Annotated in this window: 25 protein-coding genes; 1 reads left to right on the top strand and 24 read right to left on the bottom strand. The window is 42.2% G+C overall.

The features are described 5' to 3' along the window. Positions 1-68 precede the first annotated feature (68 nt). The 3 genes from H569_RS0109385 to H569_RS0109380 form a co-directional block, all read right to left on the bottom strand. On the bottom strand, positions 69-923 hold the full coding sequence (locus tag H569_RS0109385) for a DUF3800 domain-containing protein (RefSeq protein ID WP_027364796.1): 855 nt from the start codon (positions 921-923) through the stop codon (positions 69-71). Positions 924-1,069: 146 nt separating this feature from the next. Next, positions 1,070-1,288: an ImmA/IrrE family metallo-endopeptidase gene (locus tag H569_RS23605; protein WP_157833500.1), complete on the bottom strand. Its 219-nt coding sequence runs from the start codon at positions 1,286-1,288 to the stop codon at positions 1,070-1,072. A gap of 144 nt (positions 1,289-1,432) precedes the next feature. Next, the gene (locus tag H569_RS0109380; RefSeq protein WP_027364795.1) at positions 1,433-1,831 is read right to left on the bottom strand and encodes a helix-turn-helix domain-containing protein; all 399 of its coding nucleotides are present in this window, start codon (positions 1,829-1,831) and stop codon (positions 1,433-1,435) included. Between the two features lie 163 nt (positions 1,832-1,994). On the opposite strand from H569_RS0109380, the gene H569_RS19870 reads away from it, so the two are divergent. Further along, a complete protein-coding gene (locus H569_RS19870; protein ID WP_034630125.1) occupies positions 1,995-2,249 on the top strand; it encodes a helix-turn-helix transcriptional regulator in 255 nt (84 codons plus the stop codon). A gap of 465 nt (positions 2,250-2,714) precedes the next feature. Here the strand turns inward: H569_RS19870 and H569_RS19865 are convergent, their stop codons facing one another. The 21 genes from H569_RS19865 to H569_RS0109275 all read right to left on the bottom strand — a co-directional run bounded on the left by H569_RS19865 (position 2,715) and on the right by H569_RS0109275 (position 15,872). Continuing rightward, entirely contained in the window at positions 2,715-3,758 is a 1,044-nt protein-coding gene (locus H569_RS19865; RefSeq protein ID WP_034630122.1) for a hypothetical protein, read from the bottom strand. 27 nt (positions 3,759-3,785) lie between these two features. Then, positions 3,786-4,169, bottom strand: a complete 384-nt coding sequence (locus H569_RS19860) for a transposase family protein (RefSeq protein ID WP_034630119.1) — start codon at positions 4,167-4,169, stop codon at positions 3,786-3,788. Then, positions 4,166-5,095 (bottom strand): DUF4338 domain-containing protein, encoded by a 930-nt coding sequence (locus H569_RS0109365; protein WP_157833499.1) that lies wholly within the window; start codon positions 5,093-5,095, stop codon positions 4,166-4,168. Before H569_RS0109365 ends, H569_RS19860 begins: the two co-directional genes overlap by 4 nt. An 82-nt stretch (positions 5,096-5,177) precedes the next feature. Beyond that, positions 5,178-5,459, bottom strand: coding sequence for a gas vesicle protein (locus H569_RS0109360; RefSeq protein WP_027364793.1), 282 nt, complete (start codon positions 5,457-5,459; stop codon positions 5,178-5,180). Between the two features lie 14 nt (positions 5,460-5,473). Continuing rightward, entirely contained in the window at positions 5,474-5,815 is a 342-nt protein-coding gene (locus H569_RS0109355; protein ID WP_081410946.1) for a gas vesicle protein K, read from the bottom strand. Position 5,816: 1 nt separating this feature from the next. After that, positions 5,817-6,560 carry a GvpL/GvpF family gas vesicle protein gene (locus H569_RS0109350; protein WP_081410945.1) on the bottom strand — a complete coding sequence of 248 codons (744 nt, stop codon included), beginning with the start codon at positions 6,558-6,560 and terminating at the stop codon, positions 5,817-5,819. After that, positions 6,553-6,735 (bottom strand): gas vesicle protein, encoded by a 183-nt coding sequence (locus H569_RS0109345; protein ID WP_027364790.1) that lies wholly within the window; start codon positions 6,733-6,735, stop codon positions 6,553-6,555. The genes H569_RS0109350 and H569_RS0109345 overlap by 8 nt, the downstream gene beginning before the upstream one ends. Further along, positions 6,719-7,582 (bottom strand): GvpL/GvpF family gas vesicle protein, encoded by an 864-nt coding sequence (locus tag H569_RS0109340; protein WP_027364789.1) that lies wholly within the window; start codon positions 7,580-7,582, stop codon positions 6,719-6,721. Before H569_RS0109340 ends, H569_RS0109345 begins: the two co-directional genes overlap by 17 nt. 8 nt (positions 7,583-7,590) lie before the next feature. Further along, positions 7,591-7,836, bottom strand: a complete 246-nt coding sequence (locus tag H569_RS0109335) for a hypothetical protein (protein WP_027364788.1) — start codon at positions 7,834-7,836, stop codon at positions 7,591-7,593. Between the two features lies 1 nt (position 7,837). Further along, positions 7,838-8,086, bottom strand: coding sequence for a gas vesicle protein GvpG (locus tag H569_RS0109330; RefSeq protein WP_027364787.1), 249 nt, complete (start codon positions 8,084-8,086; stop codon positions 7,838-7,840). 12 nt (positions 8,087-8,098) lie between these two features. After that, on the bottom strand, positions 8,099-8,857 hold the full coding sequence (locus H569_RS0109325; protein ID WP_027364786.1) for a GvpL/GvpF family gas vesicle protein: 759 nt from the start codon (positions 8,855-8,857) through the stop codon (positions 8,099-8,101). 3 nt (positions 8,858-8,860) lie between these two features. Next, positions 8,861-10,996, bottom strand: a complete 2,136-nt coding sequence (locus H569_RS0109320) for a CDC48 family AAA ATPase (RefSeq protein WP_027364785.1) — start codon at positions 10,994-10,996, stop codon at positions 8,861-8,863. Positions 10,997-11,248: 252 nt separating this feature from the next. Then, a complete protein-coding gene (locus tag H569_RS0109315; protein WP_027364784.1) occupies positions 11,249-11,761 on the bottom strand; it encodes an Hsp20/alpha crystallin family protein in 513 nt (170 codons plus the stop codon). Continuing rightward, a complete protein-coding gene (gene gvpN / locus H569_RS19855; protein WP_051273518.1) occupies positions 11,754-12,671 on the bottom strand; it encodes a gas vesicle protein GvpN in 918 nt (305 codons plus the stop codon). The genes H569_RS0109315 and gvpN overlap by 8 nt, the downstream gene beginning before the upstream one ends. A gap of 80 nt (positions 12,672-12,751) precedes the next feature. Next, positions 12,752-13,018: a gas vesicle protein GvpO gene (locus tag H569_RS0109305; protein ID WP_027364783.1), complete on the bottom strand. Its 267-nt coding sequence runs from the start codon at positions 13,016-13,018 to the stop codon at positions 12,752-12,754. A 21-nt stretch (positions 13,019-13,039) separates the two neighbouring features. Continuing rightward, positions 13,040-13,336, bottom strand: coding sequence for a hypothetical protein (locus tag H569_RS0109300; protein WP_027364782.1), 297 nt, complete (start codon positions 13,334-13,336; stop codon positions 13,040-13,042). An 89-nt stretch (positions 13,337-13,425) separates the two neighbouring features. Further along, the gene (gene gvpA / locus H569_RS19850) at positions 13,426-13,650 is read right to left on the bottom strand and encodes a gas vesicle structural protein GvpA (protein WP_207637540.1); all 225 of its coding nucleotides are present in this window, start codon (positions 13,648-13,650) and stop codon (positions 13,426-13,428) included. A 175-nt stretch (positions 13,651-13,825) separates the two neighbouring features. Continuing rightward, on the bottom strand, positions 13,826-14,257 hold the full coding sequence (locus H569_RS0109290) for a hypothetical protein (RefSeq protein WP_027364781.1): 432 nt from the start codon (positions 14,255-14,257) through the stop codon (positions 13,826-13,828). 20 nt (positions 14,258-14,277) lie between these two features. Further along, entirely contained in the window at positions 14,278-14,523 is a 246-nt protein-coding gene (locus H569_RS0109285) for a hypothetical protein (protein WP_027364780.1), read from the bottom strand. A gap of 92 nt (positions 14,524-14,615) precedes the next feature. Then, positions 14,616-14,753 (bottom strand): hypothetical protein, encoded by a 138-nt coding sequence (locus tag H569_RS22495; protein ID WP_157833498.1) that lies wholly within the window; start codon positions 14,751-14,753, stop codon positions 14,616-14,618. Between the two features lie 3 nt (positions 14,754-14,756). Next, positions 14,757-15,872: a DegT/DnrJ/EryC1/StrS family aminotransferase gene (locus H569_RS0109275; RefSeq protein ID WP_027364779.1), complete on the bottom strand. Its 1,116-nt coding sequence runs from the start codon at positions 15,870-15,872 to the stop codon at positions 14,757-14,759. Positions 15,873-16,015 lie beyond the last annotated feature (143 nt).

The following is a 16,015-nucleotide window of genomic DNA, read 5'->3' as shown; positions in this document are numbered from 1 at the left end:
CTATTAATAAGCAATTAGGGGTCGTGTTGAGCGGCTGGCCGTCCACAGTTAGTGGGCGGTTTTTATATTTAGGGGAAAACTTTTAAGCCTTTACCAAAATAATTTGGATATCCATAAAATTTTGGTTCTATAGTGGAGAATGCTAAATCTCGTGAACCGTTCCGAATATATTTGTGAATCGGGTATGAGACTAAATCAGCAAGTTCTAATCCAAAGTAACTTTTCTTAAAATTCCACTGTTTAATTGACCATTTATTATTAAAATATACGCCTTTGATGAGATTCAAATCTGATGAAGAGGCGTAAGATGTCCCGTGTTTTAAAATTCTTGAACAATGTAGTAGCAGTGAGGCGTCTTCTTTTTTGCCTCTTGCTTCTAATACAACTACCCCAGTAGCATGAGTTCTTTTTAAAAAATATTTTCCAAAACGTTCAAATATAAAATCCATACATAAGTTATATGGGTGCCTAGGTGTGGAGTATTTTAAAAGTTCTTCCATGTTAACGGTTGTTGAAAATATTGTAAAACGGCTGTCGCTTATAAAGTTACTTAAGTCATTGAGAAAATTTTCTCTATCTATTTCTTTGCTTGAAAAAGGCGAGTCTTTTCTTCTAATATTTCTAGAGCGAAAACAAACTTTTCGCATTCTACCTTTATAATTGTATTCACCATTTGGAGGCCAATAACTGTTTTTTAAATCAATCAAAGACTGTCTAATTACCGGAAAATCGTTACGGTTAATTGCGCAACCAGTTACGGTAAAATAGATTGAATTTCTGTCATTACAATAGCTATTTAAAGCATTCTCTTTCATATTTTTTATATGATCTGCGTGTCCATTTTCGTCTAAGAATAAAATGTAATCTATATCAGCATTAAATTCCCTTAAAGAAGTAGGCCTTACCCACCAATCATTAGTCATCTGTTCCTCCCACAACTTTAAAAAAAGTCATAAATACAGTTTTCATTCTTTACCTATTACATTTTTTAAACCAGCCAAAATGGTTACTCTCTATATTTCACAGCATACCCAGCTGCAATTTCCATTGCAAAAATATCTGCATTTTTTTACATTTGCTCCCTATACATGTCAATTCCTAATATATATCCTTTTCTTGGCATGTCCTTTATAACATGGTAGAGTTCATGCAAAAAAACCTCTCGCTGAGATTCTGGAGAAAGATCGCTACTAACAAAGATATGATAGCGGCCTTTTTTTGAGTAATAAACAAAGGCAGCTACAGATCCAGGAAGTTGAACTGTATGAGAATATATTCCAAAAGCCATCATGGCTTCATTGACAGGTATTGCATCACAAATAAACGTCTAATAATCCGGTCCCTGAAATGCTTGTCCATAATTACCTCCGGACTTATTGTAATAATTTGTCGAAAATATATAACCCGTTGCCTTATCCACTTCGGCAGCGGGTTAATCTTCCTTTGCTTCTTCATCCTCAACTATTTTAATATACTTGATTATTCTTTTTATTGCTTTTGGGGAAAGCTCCTTAACTTGTTTAAATAAAAGCTGTAAGTCATCTCGACGTTTTAGTTCGTTAAAAAGAGTTACAACTTTCGGGTCATCAGATATAGCCTTTTCAATGAGCTGTTCAGCAGTTTCGCGCGAATCGGAATTGCCTAAAAGATAGTCTGTGCTACAATCAAAGTATTCTGAAAATACCTGTAAAGTTATGTAATCTGGTTCTCTTTTCCCTGACTCGTACAAAGAAATAGTAGATTTGCTTAAATTAAAAATTTTACCGAAATCTTCCTGTGAAATTTCTTTTTCGAGTCTTAATTCTTTTAATCTTTTAGCAAAATTACTCATAGTACACCTCTAAAATATTATATTGGTTTACATATGGTAAACACAATTTTGGTTTGCAAAATGTCAATTTAGTCTCGTAATATGCTTGACTGTTTACATATGGCAAACTATAATAAGAATAAGAGGTTGACAAGTTGCAAACTTAAAGGTGGTGATTAAATTTATGACTCTGGCTGAATTGCGCGGTGACAGGCATTTGGCAGCAATTGCAGAGATAGTTGGTATTTCAAAGAGCTATTTATCATTACTAGAAAATGGTAAGAGACGTATCTTCTTAGATATAGCTGAAAAGTTAGGTCTAATTTATGGAGTTAGCATTGATGAGATTTTGTGTGCTTATAAGGTTTGCAGAATGTCAACGAGTTGCCAGGCCGAAATTAATGCTTCAGCATTAGAACAACCTACCGGCACAGGTTAGAAAATGGACATACCATAGACATATCACCGGCAACTAAGAAAGGTAACTAAAACTAAAACAGCATATCCCTCTGATGATGCTTTAAGAAAGATAATTTACCTTGCTACTGTTGAAGCATCTAAGAAACGGACCATGCCGGTTAAGGACTGGAATCCTCCTCAAGGGAGAACAGCCACCTGCACCATTGTATAGTATTACCAATTGGACATGTTTACGATTCATAATAATCTTTGGCAACATAACCATTTACACAAAAGATTTTACACTACCAAAGATTTTACACTACCAAAGATTTTACACTACCAAATTTTCCTTTAAATTTAGCCATGAAGCCATTTGTATGAATATTTCTTACGTCCTATAATTATGGAAGTTCATAAACGAACAGTACATTACTAAATTATGGCATAACAAATAAACCATCTCCAATGGTTCTAATGTTCAATCTCATTTAATCCATTCACTTTATGCTACAAGGTTTAGTGTCCATAGCCACTTAGCTTCACATACCTTTTGTATCTCCGCTTTATTAAGAGGACTTCCATTACATACAAGCTTTAGATAGCTAATGAAACCACGTACCCCAAGCTCCTTGACTTTATTTACCAAAAGTTCACTGTTTAGCGCCATTACATTCAATAGCCGGCCTATTTTCATTAAATAATGGAATCCTTCCATTGCATTCCAAGTATAAGAATAACAGTGCTCGTATTTATACCCCTGGTGTTTTTCGGTCAAAATATTATTTTCTATTTTCCAACGGTAACGGCCCATTTTTGTACAACGCTCAAACACATTCTTTGCGTTGATTCGCTTTGAGGATAACCAGGCATACCGTGTATTCTTCTCTTCAATGGTTTTTGTGCTTCTACTATGGTTTTCCCACCAGGTTTCCTGACAAATCACCACGTTCAAGATTTCTTTGTTACGGCCATTTTTCCCATATTCATATTCAATATCGTTGGCCCATTTATAAACATGCTTGCGGTCTCCCCATATCACTTCCAGGCTGTTCTCAGGGTCAATACGTATCAGTCCTGTTGCTTCGTGCCAAACATCCTTCAAACAATCTTCCTTCAGCACAATCATATAATCCCAGCTATTGGTTCGGCAGGTGCGGATGATAGGGCCGCACGCATATAAGCCGTCCACCACTACCGCTATGCGGGTACGGGGAAAGATTTTCTTCAGTTTCTCCGCCATCCGCCGGAAAGCCCTTTGCTCACAATCCTGTTTTGTTACGCCTTCGATGTAATCCTGATTCTTTAAAAATATGCTCATTAACGGCAGTGTAATGCCGTTATCCAAAATCAGCACCGATTCCAGCACATATACATAAAATTGCGGAATATGAGCTTCTCCTCCCACGTGCCTTTTCAAGCATTTCTCATCCCATTGGTAATCTCTGTAGAACTTCTGGGTCCCGTCAATGGCAATCAGGTAGTGCTTACGGATCAGATAGTTTTTAAATTTCTTCCTGCGAATCAGATCTTTTATCAGTTCTATCATGCATTCCTGTATTTCAGATACATTAATTTATTCCAGCAGTCTGGCAAGTGTGTCTGCATGTGGCAGAGTCTTTAATTCGGGAAATATGCTATTTAGGTTCTCAAAAAATATTGGGTTGCTCATTGTTCTATTGGCTTCCCGCCTTGAGCCGATCTGAAATACATAAAGAAGTATCCCATGGGCCATTAGTACCGTCATTTTGTGTTTCACTTTTTTCGGGTTCCTTGGATCTTCAATCCGATTAAGTTTTACAAGTAGTCCCGGCAACATCTGACGGTAAACTATCGCTGCTCTTTGTGCAGTGTCTTGTCGCATAGCCAATTCTTCCGGTGATGTTTGAGCTTTACTTTTGCGGTTGGGTAAAGCTGGTTTCTTCTTCCGCTCTTTGTATATTACCTTGGGCTTGCTCATTCGGGGAGCACCACCTTGTACGGTTTCTCTCCTTTGAGACAAGCTTTGAAATCCCTTTGTAGCGGATACATGAATATTGCTTTCTTGGACAGGGCATATTTCTTGTTTATGTCCATCCGGCCCCGTCCTTTGGTTTCGCCAAGGTATATCCAGTTGGCAGCCTTGTAACAGGTTCCTTTGAAATGGGCAAGGTCTACAAAGGTCTCCATCAACACCGGTGCATAGCAGTACTCCCGTAGCCAGTCATCCTGGATTTGTTTGGCGACGAGCGATAGTGTTTTGCTGGCCAGGTTCTTTATATGAATCCATGGAAATATCAAAAACCGGCTGTTATTTACTATCAAATTAAGGCGTGCTTTACGGTCGTCTATGGTCCAGCCTATCCATTTGTCTCGCTCTGCAAGCGCCCAGGATGATGCCGAAAATTGTAGGCAGCCCAATTCGGTGTCCCCGGCTTTTACAAAGTATTGCAGCCGTGAGCCGAATACTGACTTGTATTTCAGCATGTGGTAACGATTAATGTATGCCCGCCAGCGGGCCATTTCTTTTCCAGGTCGTACTATGCTCAGTTGGATAGGTTCAAATTCTCTGACTTCACCATGTATTTCTTTAAATGTTATTGCTTGATCTAAATCAGTTTCCTTTTTTGTTTTGCCTTTTTTTCTTGATTCTGTTTTGGGTGGAAGTTGTAGTATCCCTTCGGTTTCCAGTTGCTCTAAAAAAGCCATACATTGTAACCGTTTTGCAACGCCTGCAGGCGTAGTCCACCCAATAAATTCACATATTGTTTTCGCTAGCTCTGTCCTGGACAATTTGGGATATGTTTTCCTCGTCCATTTTATTAATTCGATTTCTTCAGAACTGAATGTCCTGCCGGAAAATTCCCTGATAGTATCGCTCATGACTTGTTCAAACTTCCTTTCCAAGTCTAGCATACCATCTGGGTCTACTAGAGTTCAGCTCTATTTGGCGAAAAAATTTTTTCAAGGTTCCTTTTAACCTTTGCTATTACTTAATCGTAATTTCATGCTTCAACTCTGACTGCTCCTCCAACTGTTTTTGTCTTTCCAGCCGCCGCTTGGCTTTTATATTCAACTCCGGGTCATCTTCCCACCAATTGATGCCGATTTCCCGGGCCTTATCCACAGAAGCCACCAGTAACCTAATTTTAATACTCAGCAATTCAACGTCGGCCAGTGATATTTTAATGTCACCCGCTATGACAAGCCCTTTATCCAGTACCCTTTCAAGTATTTCCGCCAGGTTAGTGCTTCTTGTCGAGTGTTCCACATTTATCCCTCCGGTTACATTAGATTGCCGAGGGGGCCTAAGTCTATATTCAATTCCTCACCTTCCAAACCAAAGGCAATTTTTAACTCTTCCAATTTTTCCTCCAATTTCATCAAGGTCAGACCCACTTTTTCAATCTCTTCATCAGTTAAAGTACCCCGCTCAACGCGGCGTAAAGCTTGCTTTTCCATCAGTTGCCTGATTAATTCCACAATAGTTAATACCAGCTTGGCTAATCCTTGTTCCACGTTGTCCGGATTCGCTTTTATTTTCTTAGGGTATTCCACCAACGTTTTTTCCAGTTCGCCAGCCAATTCTTCAGCAATTTCCCGTTCGTATTCAAAAGCGGTTACCAATTTAATCACTTCCCACTGAACAGTTGATTTTGACAAAGTTATAGGGCGGCCACGGACCGCTCAATAAAAAATTATAATTTGGATAATTTTTCCTTAAGCGTAAGTATTCTTCCCGGAACGCGTTTACGTTGCACCGGAGCAGCAGGTACGCACCGGACAACATAAGGGAGGGCGTACGCAGGATGGAGCAACATGCTTCTTCGGCTATTGCCGACAGCGGGCTGTGTATTTGTTCTGCATTCTGTTTCGCTATCCGCCGCAAGTGCATCTCCGGTGCCCTTTTCCGGTACTTGCTGAGCAAGTATTTGTGACCGGGGGAACCGGTATGTAGTTTTTGGCACATTAATACCTCCAATGTACCTGAGTTCGGGAGCTCGATTTGGGCCTGCTTCATATTCCATATAACTTTAACCCCCATTTCCAACTTACCGCGCAATCTGTGCAGTTGCCGTCCAAACTCTCCGGCATAGCGGTCAAACAACTCTTTCACGCCGCTTTCACCATAGATCAAAGTGCCGAAACTGACAGGCAGCACTGTAAAATGCTCTATAATATGTTCCATAACAGCATTATGGGCCAGGATATTACCGGCTCGTTTCTCTGCATCTTTACTTTCGGCCTGTGATACAATCATCCCCAGCCCGTTTACCGGCAGGTTATAAACCTTCCTGCCACTGGTAGTCTCGATAAAAGAATACGGCTGATCAGTGTCAATAATACCGTACAAATACAACATATTACTCATCCCGTATAACCGGCAACACCTTATCGACCGATGCCAGCACAAGTTGTAATCCAAGATAGATCAGGTCCACATCTGCGATGGAAATAATTACTTCCCCTTTTATTACCACGCCTTTATCTAAAATGTGATCTAAAATTTCCAGCAAGGTTACATTTTTTTCAGTTAAATTGCTCATTTTCCCCGCCACCTTCCAGGCCGCTAAAAGAAGTAAAATTATAAGGAGGCCAGGGCCCGGTAAGAACAAAATCAAACCCCTGATTTTCGTATTGCTCGCTAAGATCTACCACCCTTTGTTTAAAATCATTTATTATGCTCTGCTCTACAAGATATACGGCGTTTAATGCCATTGTCTCCAACCGGCCCGTTATTTCACTGCCCAAAAGGCGGTTTAGTTTTGCTTCCTCAGCGTATTGCTCAACTTTGGTATGTACTTGCTCTACGATTAGGGCAGCAGTGTTTTCCACTTCTTCAGCCAACAAATCATCCATTTTCTTTCTTATAAAATATGCAGTCCCGGCCCCCTTCGCTTCTGCCATCCCTTTTGCCTCCTGTATTCGGGTACTGTTTTTTTCCACGTGCCGGCTGAGAAGCGCGGGTTTGTAATAAATTTTTAATCCCCACTCCTCCTTGCCTTTAAGGCTGGTTAGCATATTGTTAAATTCGCTTTCCTTTTGCGACAGTAGTTGCTTTACTCGCTCATGGGTGTGGAAGATAGTACAAAATTTCATAGGAATAACCGGGTATTGCCCGGCAACGTATTGGATAATGACCTCGTGCCTGGTAACCCGACTTTCCAACCAGTCAAGGTTTTTTACCAGCTCTTTCAAAACATTTTGGGAATATGTTTCCACCGGTACGGGACTAACTATTGCCGCGATGTTGCCGTATTCAATACTTCTGACACTTCCTCCATCGGGCAACCCCGTCACTATTTGATCCTTGAAAATATTGGCTGCTTCCAACGGTGCAATACAGTACAGGTAGATAAAGCTCTTAGCCTGCCGCTGGGTTTTTTCAGACAAAGATTCAATTAACCGGTCACCTGCAACAGTTTTTTTTTATGGTCTGTCACCGGGCTATCCTGATTTTTTTCAGGAATTAAGGAATCAAAGAAATGCTCCAGCAACAGTTCAGTGAAAACATTGGTTAAAAAATGCTGGCACCGTGCAGCGGCCAGTTTCCATGCGGAATCTCCAATTTGCGCGACCTCTTTATTCAGGCGGTCAAGGAATATTGTTTTTAATAGCTCCTTTTCTTCCCGGTTTAATTGTTTCACACTATACCTCCTCGGACCGTTCCGCATTTCTCTCCCTGGCAATGCGCAGCCGCTCAACCAAATCTTCTTCCGCCCGGTCATATTCTTCCTCTGTAATGTCACCAAGCTGAAGTGACGTTTGCAAAGAACGCATTTGATTAATTATATGCTCTTCATCGTAAAATTCTTCCTCTGCACGCTTGTGGATTTCTTTAAAAATAAAAAACAGGCCTCTAAAAGGTGCTAATAGTAGATCATCTATGATCAGCATAACAATACCTCTTTACGGGGAAAATTTAATATTTACAAAGCTATACGGGGGCCATGGACCGGTATATTTAAATTCCAGGCCATCGGAATAACGTTTATAAATATCATTTACCGCCAGGTCAAACTCCTCCTCCCTGGTTTTATCCACCAGAAATGAGGCATTAACAACCAATTTTTCGTTATTAATGTTATCGTTTATCCATACATCAACAGCAATCTTTTGCAGCGGATCGATGAGCAGCTTTTTATAATGATTACGCCTTTCATTGGCCAGGGACTCCAACTTTTCGCCTATTTCAAGCAGCTGCCTGTAAACAACCTCGCCGTCGCCCTCTTTGGAAACTTTCGCTTTAAATGCTTTTATCCCGGGATCTAAAGCCTCCAATTCCTTCGCCAACGCATCTTTTTTCCAAAAAACCTTTAAGCCTACTTCAATTTTATTTTTTATTTTATCCAGGGCAACTAACGCCTGATCATAAAGCATGGCAAGTAATCTCATTACTTCCTCGTAACTATATGCGCATGTGCCAAAACTAACAGGCAACACATCATATTTTTGGAAAATGGTTGAGATAACTTTTTGATGGGCCATGGCATTTTTCCGCACGGGGTCGTATGCTTTAACCAGCACCCGGCTTACGGCCACTGCCAGGTCTTGATAATGCAGGGTATAAACTTTGTCCCCCTGCCCCCCTATCCCCGTACAGTCAAACTCCTGCGGCTCTTTTTCGGCAAAAATGGCATACAGGTAATAACCCTTTTTGACTGTCAATAGCTAGCTTCCCCCTCCCAATACTTCGTCTCTTTGTTTTTTAATCTCAATTAACGCATGGCTGAAATGGCTGCTGCCGATTCTGAATTCAGTTTCATTGGTTACTTCTTTTTCCAAACGTCCCAGATATTCCCGTACGGCCTGCATCGCCGCCCGTTGGCACAAATTTCGCAATTCAGCGCCGGAAAACCCCTCTGTTTCCCTAATTAGAGCACGGGTATCAATATCTTTGGCCAGGGGCAGCCCTTTCAAGTGTATGGTTAAAATTTCATATCTTTCCTCTTGCACTGGCAAATCCATGCGGAGTATCAGATCAAACCGGCCTGGACGCAATAATGCAGGATCAATCATGTCTATCCTATTGGTAGCCGCCAACAGCACTACTTGATGTAATTCCTCCAACCCATCCATTTCCGTAAGCAATTGGCTTAACATTCTTTCAGTTATCTGGTCGCCCTTACCGCGGTGAGGCACCAGTGCGTCTATTTCGTCGATAAAAATTATACAGGGGGCTACCTGCCTGGCTTTCCGGAAAATATCCCGCAAGGCTTTTTCTGATTCACCAACCCATTTTGACAGCAACGCCGGGCCTTTGACCGAGATGAAATTGGCGTTAATTTCATTGGCCATTGCTTTGGCCAAAAGTGTTTTCCCTGTCCCAGGGGGACCGTGGAGCAGTATTCCTCTTGGAAGATCAATTTTGGCCATTTTATAGATCTTTTCAAACTTAATGGGCCCTTCAACCGCTTCTTGCAGCTGCCGCTTAATTTTTTTCAGCCCACCGACGTCGTGCCACTTAATTTGTGGGACTTCAACAGTCAACTCCCTGGTAACAGACGGCTCTACTTCCTTTAAAGCCGACTCAAAATCCTCCATAGTTACATATATCTTATTTATTAGGTCAGTTGACAAATTTGTAGACTGGTAATCTAATTCGGGTATGACCCTGCGCAAAGACTGCATTGCCGCCTCCCGGCACAGGGCTTTTAAATCAGCACCGACAAAACCGTTAGTCAGCTCCGTGATTTTATACAGATTTACTTCCCTGATCAGCGGCATACCACGCGAGTGAATTTGTAGTATTTCCAACCTGCCGGCCCAGTCGGGCACTCCTATAGTTATTTCACGGTCAAAACGGCCAGGCCTGCGCAGAGCACTGTCCAGCGCATCCGGTATATTGGTGGCCCCGATGATAATAATCCGGCCCCGGTCTTGCAACCCGTCCATTAGCGCCAACAGCTGGGCCACTACTCGTTTTTCAACCTCTCCGGTTACATTTTGCCGCTTGGGAGCAATGGCATCCAGTTCATCTAAAAAAATAATGCTGGGCGTATGCTTTGAGGCATCTTCAAAAATCTCACGCAGTTTGGCTTCACTTTCCCCGTAATATTTGTTAATAATTTCCGGGCCGTTGACATGCACAAAATATGCATTGGCTTCATTGGCCACTGCCCTGGCAATTAAAGTTTTACCCGTTCCCGGAGGCCCGCATAGCAGTACCCCCCGCGGGGGGTCTATCCCCAGGTGGTCAAACAGCACTGGGTACTTTAAAGGCAGTTCAATCATTTCTCTGACCCGCTGCAGTTCTTTTTGTAAGCCCCCAATATCTTCATAACGTATCGCAATGTTACTGCCCTGTGAAAAATTTCCAGCAGTCTGAATTGTCACACCGGTATCTTTCCCCGAAATGACAACGCCGTCCGGTACCGTGTTAACAACAACCCATTCCTGACTTTTAAGACCCAGTAGAGAAATTCTGATTTTGTCCCCATTTTTCACAGGCAGGCCTTGTATGCTGTACTGAAGATATTCCTTATTGATCAAACTCTGGCTGAAAAGGGGGCGTAAAACAACCTGCCGGGCCGTTTGGACATCAATTTTGTAGACAGAAACCCTCTCACCCAGTCCAACGCCCGCATTCTCCCTGGTAATGCCGTCAATTTGGATCAACTGCCCACCCCTTCGGTCCGCATGGGTGGGCAGTACTCTGGCCGCCGACTCCCTTTTTCCACGCACCATAACAACATCTCCAACATTAACAGCAAGAACTTCCATATCGGCCGGGTCGATTCTGGCAATACCTCTACCCATATCTTTGTTTAATGCTTCTGTAACCTTAAATAAGATGCTGTCATTCATTACCCCTTGTTTCACCTCCCCCATATCGCCAGTTATTAATAAGTATTCAGAATTCAGTAATCAGAATTCAGAATGTTTTCGCCGGTTATCTTATTCTTACTCCTGACTTCTGACTCCTGACTCCTAGTAGTTACCGCCAGTTTATTTCTTTTTTTTGGGACATTCCTTCGACCCCAAGTTCATTGGGGACATTCCTCCGACCTAAAAGCCATGAACCCCAAAGAGGAGATGTGTTCCCTTTCCTTATGCACCCTAAAGATAAGGTGTATCCCTCTTCCTTAAAGTAATTTCCACAATACCGTTTTTAAAGACTGTAATTATATTTTTGTCTTCCACCGCACAGGGCAAAGGCACATTTTTTTTATAATTCCGGATGCCTGATGCCACAAGGCGCAAGCAGTCATCTACAATTTCAAGCTGCAATTGGTTTTCTTCAATACCCGGCAGTTCAGCAACCACCAACACATGATCTTCTTCATCAAAAACATCCAGGATCGGCTCCCAGACTTCTTTAAATTCAACCGTATCTTTATCTGCTCGCAAATTACCAAAGGATTGGACGGTGGATTTGCCCAGTTCACCAATCCTTACCCGCAACCCGTAGGCTCCCTTTAGTCCTTTGGGTTGAGACGAACCAAATTCCCCGGTTTTTTTAATTTCATTAATGCCCCGGGCATCCATCTTCTGTAAAACTTCCAACAGTTCCCCCAACCCCCTGAATATATCGCCAAATCCCAAACCATTAGAATGATCTTTCTTATTCATCTTTGGATCCTTTGCTGACAAGTAACTTTTTAATTATCTCCCGGGCCTTTAAGTATGATTTAGAATCACCATACCTGATTTCAGACATGAGTACATCATTGACGATTTTTCCGAAAAACTCCTCATCATAAGAAGCATCTTCCAGCGTAAAGCTAAAAATTTGAGCAATGCGAATGGAGCTGCGTACCGAAACGTTATTATTAAAATTGCAACTCTCCCGAAAGTTACGGACCAAGTCAACTATGGAAGCGGCTTCTTCCTCCGGCAAGCCTGATTTTCGGGCAGTAATAGCAATCTCAGTTTCCCGGTCAAACCGATCCATTTCCAGGTTAATCATTCGGTCAATCAAAGCGATCTGAGCACGGTGGACACCGGCATATTCCTCAGGATTGCTGGTAAAAATAAGTCTGAATTCAGGGTGTACCTTAATATAGTTTTTTTCTTTCTGCCAGCCCGGCAAACTTAATACTTTTTCTTCCACGATAGATAGCAGCAGGTTGTTTATTTCCGGCCTTGATCTGGTAAATTCATCGTATATGAGGGTTATGCCATTACGGCAGGCGATGCCAAGCATCCCTTCCACCCATTGGTATTGTAATGACTCCTCGAAATCTTGCACTGAGTGGATATAGTTATCTATTTTCATTCTCTTTTTATAACCGAAATTGCCCCCGACTAAATTAGTTGATGACAGCCCGTCATTGCCGTGCAGTAGCGCCACCGGGCGGCCGACTTTTAATGCCAGGTATAAGGCCATGGTTGTTTTTCCCGTCCCCGCCGGACCGCTTAAATTAACGGGGAAACCCGCCTTAATGTATGTCAGCGCGCGCAGGGCTATATCGTTAAGATACGGTGTATTGACAAAATCTTGTTCTCCAAATTCCATTGGTAATAATTGTTCTATATTCATAAATGCACCTCATAGAAGCCAGTATTCTTCCAAAAAAATGCTCAGCATGATCCATACTGAGTTATGATGACCAGCCTATCTTAAACGTCACAGATGTTGATAGAAGTCCTTTCCCGCAGGTGCTTTCTCTCAAAGGAGATAATTTCTAAATTGCTGTCTACAGCAACCTCGTAAATGGCTAAGAGGTCATCTTTAGCCCGCCTGCGCATGTATTCCACTTCTTCGGGAACTTCTATCTGCACCTTGTAGATATCTGAATCCCTAACGACACCGATAACAACCCCGGGTTTTTTGATGATATCTTTAAAAAAATTTTCTACAATGGCCACCACTTCAATAATATTCAAACAGACTTCACCCCATCGGCTTTAAATTTTTCCTGCGCGGATCTTGTTCATGGTCTGAACAGCTTTCGCCCAGCTTTGCCATGACTCCATTCTGATTTGAGTTAATTCTCTTAACATTTTATTCACTTCAACCTGGCGATTATGACTGACTTCATATAATCTCTTCCACATATCTTGAGCCATTTCCGCCCGGTTTTTGGATGTTTGCCCCAGGAGATCAGCCACGTATTTTTTTCTATCATGCATATTTTTCTGTCTCGCTTCGCAAGCACTAACCATTTTTTCAGCAACGGATTGGAGATAGTTAACAGCTGCCATGATTTAATACCCCCAATTAGTAAAATTAAAAGATGTTTTTTTGGGGCATACTAAATGAGTATGCCCCAAATCCACCACAAATATTAGAGTTATGCAGTAAGCGGCACACGTTCATGATGATGATGCACTGTCAGCCCAACTGCTTCAGCGTACTTCAACCAGGTTTCAACGCTGGCAATAACTACCCTGGCCTCTAAAGCAAGCAATTCGATTCCAACTAGTGCTACCCGGACAAAAGCATCAATAACTATACCTTTTTCCAAAATCCTGTCTACAACTTCTGCCAGGCTCGAGGCGCTGACGCTCTTTTGAATGGCCACACTTGATTCCTCCCTTTTATTTTTTTCCTTTTAACAAGGAAATTTAACTACTAATCTAAGATATTCATTGGCACAAAATTATGTGTCAAAATATCCAATTTTTGCAGAAAAGATCAAGCTTCTTATGGACTGGCTTTATTCCAACAAAATTATGATGTTATTGTTAAATTTATACGAAAGTATCAATAGCTTTAATAGGAACAAACACCTGGTCGCCGGCCACAAAAGGTTCTATCGGCTTCCATGCGCCATCCTGGATAACTACAGTACCGACACTTATCTGCACAATGGCATCGCCAATAAATCTTATTATTGTACCAGGGATAAAAGACCCGCCCGCTATATTGTCAGGGAACACTACAACGGGTGATCCGACAGACTTACCCGCAAGGGTTAAAATATTGATAGAGGGATATTTGTCCATATGATTTGCCTCCTTTTTACCTTCAAAATAATCATCACTATAACCGCGTGTTAATGATGGCCTGGCAAAATATTTTTTTGATCCACGATCAACGGTTTCTCCCCGTAGGGCAGATTCCCCCCGCGGGATTTGTGAGTTTCTGGCTTCATCCACTCCACGAGTTAAGAGATCTTTCATTGTATTTCCTCCTCCCGTGTTTAAACAAACGCTTTTATGGATCTGATCGGTATAAATACCTGGTCGCCTGCTACAAAAGGATTTACCGGTTTCCAGGCTCCATCTTGAATAGTTACCGTACCCACAGATACCTGAATCAGCACACCGTCAAAAACTTTGACCAGTGTACCAGGCACATACGACCCTCCCGCTATGCTGTTGGGGAACACTACAATGGGTTTCCCAACTTCCTTGCACTTTAATAGACCATCAACATAGTACTCCATAAATAAGACCTCCCTTTTATTATTTGTTTGGGGATTTAGATCTTGTTATAAATTATGACATGATTTTCCGTTTGGCTACTATTTTATGGCAATTAAGTTAATACTTTTAAATAACAAAAACGATTCAATTTTAAAACCCCGTGCCAGTTTAAAACACGGGGGTACTTTTTGATAACCAGGTTATATCCAACGGCGTAGGCAGGATAAGCCAGCATAATAAACCGTCTCAATGCTTACCTCCCCAAAATATCGCCGAGGCTGTCGACAACATAGTCAATATCCTCTTCGCTTAAATTATTGTGAAAAGGCAAAGCAAGCGTGCTTGCTGCAACGGCTTCCGTCACCGGAAAGTCTCCCGGTTTATAACCGAACATTTGACGATAAAAAGGCTGCAGGTGTATGGGTTGGAAATAAGCCCGGCAGCCGATACCCTTCTGAGAAAGCCGCCGCATTACCTCATCACGGTCGATCCCGGGTGCAAGACGCACTACGTATACAAACCAGCTCATTTTAATTCCCGGCGCAACATAAGGAACGGTAACACCATCTAGATGTTTTAATTTATGGCCATATTTAGCGGCAATTACAGCTCTTTTATCAAGTATTTCCGTTATCCTGGAAAGTTGCGCGCAACCCAGCGCCGCGCTCATTTCATCCATACGATAGTTATAACCCAAACGACCGTGGTCGTACCACCCGGATCCCTCATCACGGCCCTGATTCCTCATGCTCCGGCATAAACCGGCCAGGTCTTCACGATTCGTCAGGATAACCCCGCCTTCCCCCGTAGTAATCTGTTTATTGGGGTAAAAAGCAAATACAGCTGCGGCGCTTTCGCTGCCCACCTTTTTCCCGTGATATTCCGAGCCGATTGCTTCACACGCGTCTTCTATCACTGTAAGCCCATGTTCCAAGGCAATTTCCACAATAGAAACCATATCCGCAGGGTGACCAAAAACATGGACTGGCAAAATGCCCCTTGTTTTGCCGTTAATTTTATCTTTAAGACAGTTGCAGTCCAAGTTTAATGTCAACGGGTCAATGTCGACAAATACGGGACGCACCCGCTCAAACAGCAGGCAGTTGGCTGAAGCCACAAAGCTGAAAGGCGTAGTGATCACTTCATCTCCGGGTGATAAACCCAGGCCCCGCACCACCAAATGCAGCCCCGATGTACCGCTATTGACAGCCACAGCATATTTAACCCCAACATATTCAGCCATTTTTTTTTCAAAATTGAACACTACCGGTCCCAAGCTGAGCCACCGGCTTTTGAGCACAGCCATTACCGCATGCCTTTCCCGGTCGCCTATATCGGGCATGGATAAGGGGACTTCCTTTCTCATCATGCATACCTCCGTCAGGAACAGGAAAATAACCCCGACCCTGTGTTGTGTCAGGTAGTCGGAATTCAGAAAATTACGAGACGATGAACCATTCTCTTATGCCGACTCCTGATTTTAACATATGCGGAACAGCCCGGTTTCGTTAT

It is taken from the genome of Desulfotruncus alcoholivorax DSM 16058 (genome assembly GCF_000430885.1).
Classification (GTDB): domain Bacteria; phylum Bacillota; class Desulfotomaculia; order Desulfotomaculales; family Desulfallaceae; genus Desulfotruncus; species Desulfotruncus alcoholivorax.
Note: the sequence above shows the minus strand (reverse complement) of the source record. Positions and strands in the feature narration are given on the sequence as shown.

What these genes read in the sequence shown, in the direction of transcription:
- H569_RS0109345 (WP_027364790.1), bottom strand. Translation starts at nt 6,735, where the DNA reads ATGAGCAATTTAACTGAAAAAAATGTAACCTTGCTGGAAATTTTAGAT.
- gvpN (WP_051273518.1), bottom strand. Translation starts at nt 12,671, where the DNA reads ATGAATATAGAACAATTATTACCAATGGAATTTGGAGAACAAGATTTT.
- H569_RS19870 (WP_034630125.1), top strand. Translation starts at nt 1,995, where the DNA reads ATGACTCTGGCTGAATTGCGCGGTGACAGGCATTTGGCAGCAATTGCA.
- H569_RS0109300 (WP_027364782.1), bottom strand. Translation starts at nt 13,336, where the DNA reads ATGGCAGCTGTTAACTATCTCCAATCCGTTGCTGAAAAAATGGTTAGT.
- H569_RS0109350 (WP_081410945.1), bottom strand. Translation starts at nt 6,560, where the DNA reads ATGAGTAATATGTTGTATTTGTACGGTATTATTGACACTGATCAGCCG.
- H569_RS0109315 (WP_027364784.1), bottom strand. Translation starts at nt 11,761, where the DNA reads ATGAATAAGAAAGATCATTCTAATGGTTTGGGATTTGGCGATATATTC.
- H569_RS0109285 (WP_027364780.1), bottom strand. Translation starts at nt 14,523, where the DNA reads ATGGAGTACTATGTTGATGGTCTATTAAAGTGCAAGGAAGTTGGGAAA.
- H569_RS0109330 (WP_027364787.1), bottom strand. Translation starts at nt 8,086, where the DNA reads ATGCTGATCATAGATGATCTACTATTAGCACCTTTTAGAGGCCTGTTT.
- H569_RS0109290 (WP_027364781.1), bottom strand. Translation starts at nt 14,257, where the DNA reads ATGAAAGATCTCTTAACTCGTGGAGTGGATGAAGCCAGAAACTCACAA.
- H569_RS0109320 (WP_027364785.1), bottom strand. Translation starts at nt 10,996, where the DNA reads ATGAATGACAGCATCTTATTTAAGGTTACAGAAGCATTAAACAAAGAT.
- H569_RS0109385 (WP_027364796.1), bottom strand. Translation starts at nt 923, where the DNA reads ATGACTAATGATTGGTGGGTAAGGCCTACTTCTTTAAGGGAATTTAAT.
- H569_RS19865 (WP_034630122.1), bottom strand. Translation starts at nt 3,758, where the DNA reads ATGATAGAACTGATAAAAGATCTGATTCGCAGGAAGAAATTTAAAAAC.
- H569_RS0109380 (WP_027364795.1), bottom strand. Translation starts at nt 1,831, where the DNA reads ATGAGTAATTTTGCTAAAAGATTAAAAGAATTAAGACTCGAAAAAGAA.
- H569_RS23605 (WP_157833500.1), bottom strand. Translation starts at nt 1,288, where the DNA reads ATGGCTTTTGGAATATATTCTCATACAGTTCAACTTCCTGGATCTGTA.
- H569_RS0109275 (WP_027364779.1), bottom strand. Translation starts at nt 15,872, where the DNA reads ATGATGAGAAAGGAAGTCCCCTTATCCATGCCCGATATAGGCGACCGG.
- H569_RS19860 (WP_034630119.1), bottom strand. Translation starts at nt 4,169, where the DNA reads ATGAGCAAGCCCAAGGTAATATACAAAGAGCGGAAGAAGAAACCAGCT.